The following is a 4034-nucleotide window of genomic DNA, read 5'->3' as shown; positions in this document are numbered from 1 at the left end:
ATTATTATGAGTTTAAAAAATCAAAGTTTCAAACAAGCAGGAGAAGTTGTCCAATCATTTGTAACAATAAACAAAGAAATTATAAAGTTCACACATCAAAACGCCTCCAGTTTAGGATTAACAGTACAACAAATGGGTATCTTAAATACAATTTATGCACTCCCTAATGTTACTCTTAAAGAGATTTCAGAACGTCTTTCAGTTCCTAAAAGTACAGTGAGTGTGAATGTAGATGAATTAGTTAATCTACAGCTCATCGAGCGAAAACAATCAGATGAAGATCGTAGAGAAATAAAATTAAAGGTAACAAACCAAGGACAAGAAGCATCGAAAAAATCCATTGAAAACTCTACTTCCTACAAGGCAATGGAATTAGCACTACAACAACTTCAAGAAGATGATGTTCAAACATTATTGCGTATTCATAAAGATTTATTAATCTCTCTACAGCAATTTCGTTAATTGATGTAAACCATTTTAAACACAAATTCTAATTCTTATTTTTCAAAGAACTGAGCAGTTAGATTTCACTAGCTGTTCTTTTATTTAAAATAGCGTTTTTATTAAGAAATTAGTCATTCCAACTAAAACGGATGTAATGTTCGTAATAAGATCCACCTAAAATGTTTTTCTTTTCTTCTACCTTAAATTCAACTTTCACACCATCCATTAATTCTTGTAACTTTTCCGTGAATGGTTTTGAGTGCAGAATATGCTTGTCTGGATTTTCCTTATGAATTTGATATCTATAACCTGAATATCCAATTGCAGCACTTTCGATTATTACGTATTCCATTTCCTCTGCAAATTCCAATACCTTTTCATCAATGACTTTTTTTTGGAGTTCTTTCAAATTCCCCACTAAGGACATTTCCATTCTCCTTTCTCTCAAATAACGATTTTGTTTTAAATCCTCACATTCCTAAAAAAAATACATACAGTATCATGAGGTATTCTTTTTTATTTTTCTTAAGGAACGCTTTAAAAAGCGCACTTTAGTTTTTAAATAAAGATTTTGTTTTACTTTTGCTAGCTACCCTTCCCTTGTATAAATGCACCTTTTTTTACATACGCTATTAAAATCCAAATAACCCTCTTTTAGGACGGCACTAATATGAACAAGACATTAAAATACATTTTAATCTTCTTTTGTGCGGTATTTTATATTGTAATTATGGGCTCGATTGTCTATCTAAACTTTGTTTAAGAGCATTTAATTTCTCCAAGTAAGAAATTAATCTAAGATCGAACATAAGTATTTATAATTAGGCATAAGGAGCACTCTACAAGGCGCTCTTTAACTTTAAAATAAGTTTTTGTTTAGTTTCCATTAACCATTTTGATTCATTTGCATACAGTATTATCACAAGGAATTTCACAGGTTGCTCTGGTCCAGTTACCTTGAATTTCTTGCAGACCTTGTGGGAAGAATCCATTTATAAAAAATGGGTTCTTTTATTTTTTCTCATACAATAAGAATTTTGTTAAATATTCAATTGACATTTTTACACTCTCTGTATTACTAGCCCACAAAATATTCCGAAACCTTACAAGGTTGTAATACTAATGTAAGGTTTCTCAATATGAACTAATGTATTTATGTAGTAAACTATCTATCTGCAATACATATAAAAGGAGAAACTTTTATGACTTTTGAAGATAATCGTAAATTAGGCTTTCAACAAGGGTGTATAGTAATAACAGATCAATCGCAATATCTTGTTGTTAAAAAGAATGAAAATTATTCTTTATTAAACATCACAACTGCGGAATGTATAAACTTTGAAGTTTCACTTGAACATCTTGAAGAAATGGTCCAAGTAGATTTAAAAGAAAAAGTTCAAGATATCATTCCTCCAGAGAATATTAAAATCGTAGCTCAAAACAGGATATAAAATGTATTTTCTAAGAGCACTTTCAATAGTGCTCTTTTTTGTGCAAAAAACTTTACAACTTTAAATCAGACAGGCATATATTATTGTGTAGGTCACTCCATTCCAGACCTTCAAACCTTTTAGTCTAGGAGCACACCTATACGCATGCTCTTTTTTATTTATTTTGAAAAACAATTTTATTACAACCTGCACATAAATCCCGAACATACATAAAATATAATGCGGTATTCTTTTTCAATATAAATCTCGGTCATGGAGCGCTTTTAAAAGCGCTCTTTTTATTTAAATCCACTTTATTATTTTCATTACTATAAAAGGTATATAGTTTCATACGAAATTAATAAAAAAAATATTCTATTCTGTATAATCTACATTGGGTAATACGATTGTGCTGGAAAATACGATTGTAAAGAGTAATATGATTGTACTGGGTAATAAGATGGTAAAGAGTAATATGATTGTACTGGGGTATAACTTGGTTGCGTTTGCTGTGATTGCAGCGCTTGTTGTTGTGCTTGTATAGCCTGATGAACCGCTTGAATAGTACTTTGTGCAGGCCCCGATCCCCCTAAAGGGCGCATTTGCGTTTTATTATAAAAAAAATCAAAAAACATCCTATATTCACCTCATCCTGTAAATATTTTTATCTTCCATCTTTCATACTATGAATATTTAATTAAAATGGATAATACATGACACTGTTCACCTTCTAATTCTTAGATCTCTTTCTATTCAAATAACTAACTATTTTGTTTCAAGTTTTAAAAACATATTTATGAAAATCATTCATATACTTTTATAGGTGTTGTCATTAGCGTCATGGAGTGCTTTGGTCACGCACTCCTGTTTTTTTATGCAAAATAACTATTTTATTGAATTTCTTAATTCACAAAGTACTAACTTTATAAAATGAGTTCATAGATATTTATTGAATCCATTTTAAGTTCTTATAGCATCAAATAATTTAGGAGCTGATCAGTATGACAAGTAAACCACTAGTAATAACGCTTCCTCCTATATCAAAAACCAAAATTACTTTTTATTCTTCTTCTGGTAAAGTAATTAACCACACTTTTTTTACAAATGAGACTTCAGAATCTATAGCAACGTTTGCATTTTGTCCTATAGACTTTGAAAGATTTGAAACTAAAAGAATGCCCGTCCTTATTAAATAATTTTTCATTGTCCTTTACGAATAATCTTTTTTACATTACACATACTACAGCTGAGCGCTCTCTCCCTGGGCTTCGCTCTTTCAAAACGGAAGGCACTCCTCCGTGCAGTGTATGAACATAGCTGGCAATCTAGTCAGTTGCTTGCTATGTTTGTTTATAGGTGTAAAGGTTCTTGTACAAAATAACGTTTTTTTTTTATGAAAATCAATTAACTATAATTTGAAAAACCGGAAACATTTACTCAATGTTTTTTCTGAATACTCGTGCTATTATTTATGTGCTGATGTTCACCATCCCAAGAACTCAGTAATTTCATCCACAGACTTCACTCTCACCCTTTTGAGAGTGGAGTCTTTATTTATAAAGGTTATCCTCAATATTTATTAATACAAAATTCAAATTCGATCTCTATCAAAATCTTCAATACCATGTAAAGTTTACGTAAAGATTACTATGATTCAGCTTATCTACCTAAGAAACGTTATATAATGAATTGGCAAACACCTGGTTTGCGCACAAGTACCTTTCTGTACGACATAACTCTTTTGCTAGGAGAAATCCTAGCCTTTTTCTTTGCAAAAGACCCTCTATCCCCTGAATAAAACTCAATATAGCTTTTGCTAGCTGCTCTTATTTTCTGTAATTGGTTTCATTTACCTGATGTTTTCAACGTAATATTACGTTACGATATAAAAGGATAAAATATATTTCGCTGTTATACCATTACCCTAGGGAACTAGTTTTTTTTTACACAAAATGAAATTTTTATTAGATTATTTTCACATAACATTTTCAACTCTGTTCATACTATAGTTGTAATTCGCAATTACATTTGCTAAGGCACCGTTTTCTTTTCTTACCAGGACAGCTAGCTAATCATGCTAGCTGTTTTATTGTATAAAATGAAGTTTTTATTTATTTTTTCACAATTACATAACATGAACATATAATGCTGTCTCTTATA

Annotated in this window: 5 protein-coding genes; 3 read left to right on the top strand and 2 right to left on the bottom strand. The window is 30.5% G+C overall.

The window, feature by feature from the left end; all coding sequences use genetic code 11:
• Nucleotides 1–6: 6 nt before the first annotated feature.
• Nucleotides 7–462: a MarR family winged helix-turn-helix transcriptional regulator gene (locus ABWK52_RS25465; RefSeq protein WP_000053894.1), complete on the top strand. Its 456-nt coding sequence runs from the start codon at nucleotides 7–9 to the stop codon at nucleotides 460–462.
• Nucleotides 463–571: 109 nt separating this feature from the next.
• Here the strand turns inward: ABWK52_RS25465 and ABWK52_RS25460 are convergent, their stop codons facing one another.
• Complete coding sequence (locus tag ABWK52_RS25460) at nucleotides 572–871, bottom strand: hypothetical protein (RefSeq protein WP_084064286.1); 300 nt, start codon at nucleotides 869–871, stop codon at nucleotides 572–574.
• A gap of 775 nt (nucleotides 872–1646) precedes the next feature.
• On the opposite strand from ABWK52_RS25460, the gene ABWK52_RS25455 reads away from it, so the two are divergent.
• Complete coding sequence (locus tag ABWK52_RS25455; RefSeq protein ID WP_084064292.1) at nucleotides 1647–1895, top strand: hypothetical protein; 249 nt, start codon at nucleotides 1647–1649, stop codon at nucleotides 1893–1895.
• Between the two features lie 368 nt (nucleotides 1896–2263).
• On the opposite strand, the gene ABWK52_RS25450 is transcribed toward ABWK52_RS25455, so the two are convergent.
• The gene (locus tag ABWK52_RS25450) at nucleotides 2264–2509 is read right to left on the bottom strand and encodes a DUF3947 family protein (RefSeq protein WP_097853331.1); all 246 of its coding nucleotides are present in this window, start codon (nucleotides 2507–2509) and stop codon (nucleotides 2264–2266) included.
• A 366-nt stretch (nucleotides 2510–2875) separates the two neighbouring features.
• Between ABWK52_RS25450 and ABWK52_RS25445 the strand changes: the two genes are divergently transcribed.
• Nucleotides 2876–3070, top strand: coding sequence for a hypothetical protein (locus ABWK52_RS25445; protein ID WP_000202164.1), 195 nt, complete (start codon nucleotides 2876–2878; stop codon nucleotides 3068–3070).
• The last annotated feature ends 964 nt before the right edge of the window (nucleotides 3071–4034 follow it).

Source organism: Bacillus sp. AP50 (genome assembly GCF_040492675.1).
Taxonomy (GTDB): Bacteria; Bacillota; Bacilli; order Bacillales; family Bacillaceae_G; genus Bacillus_A; species Bacillus_A cereus.
This window is presented reverse-complemented; position numbering and strand designations above follow the sequence as displayed.

Coding starts and splice junctions, on each gene's coding strand:
- ABWK52_RS25450 (WP_097853331.1), bottom strand. CDS start 2,509: ATGTTTTTTGATTTTTTTTATAATAAAACGCAAATGCGCCCTTTAGGG.
- ABWK52_RS25465 (WP_000053894.1), top strand. CDS start 7: ATGAGTTTAAAAAATCAAAGTTTCAAACAAGCAGGAGAAGTTGTCCAA.
- ABWK52_RS25460 (WP_084064286.1), bottom strand. CDS start 871: ATGTCCTTAGTGGGGAATTTGAAAGAACTCCAAAAAAAAGTCATTGAT.
- ABWK52_RS25445 (WP_000202164.1), top strand. CDS start 2,876: ATGACAAGTAAACCACTAGTAATAACGCTTCCTCCTATATCAAAAACC.
- ABWK52_RS25455 (WP_084064292.1), top strand. CDS start 1,647: ATGACTTTTGAAGATAATCGTAAATTAGGCTTTCAACAAGGGTGTATA.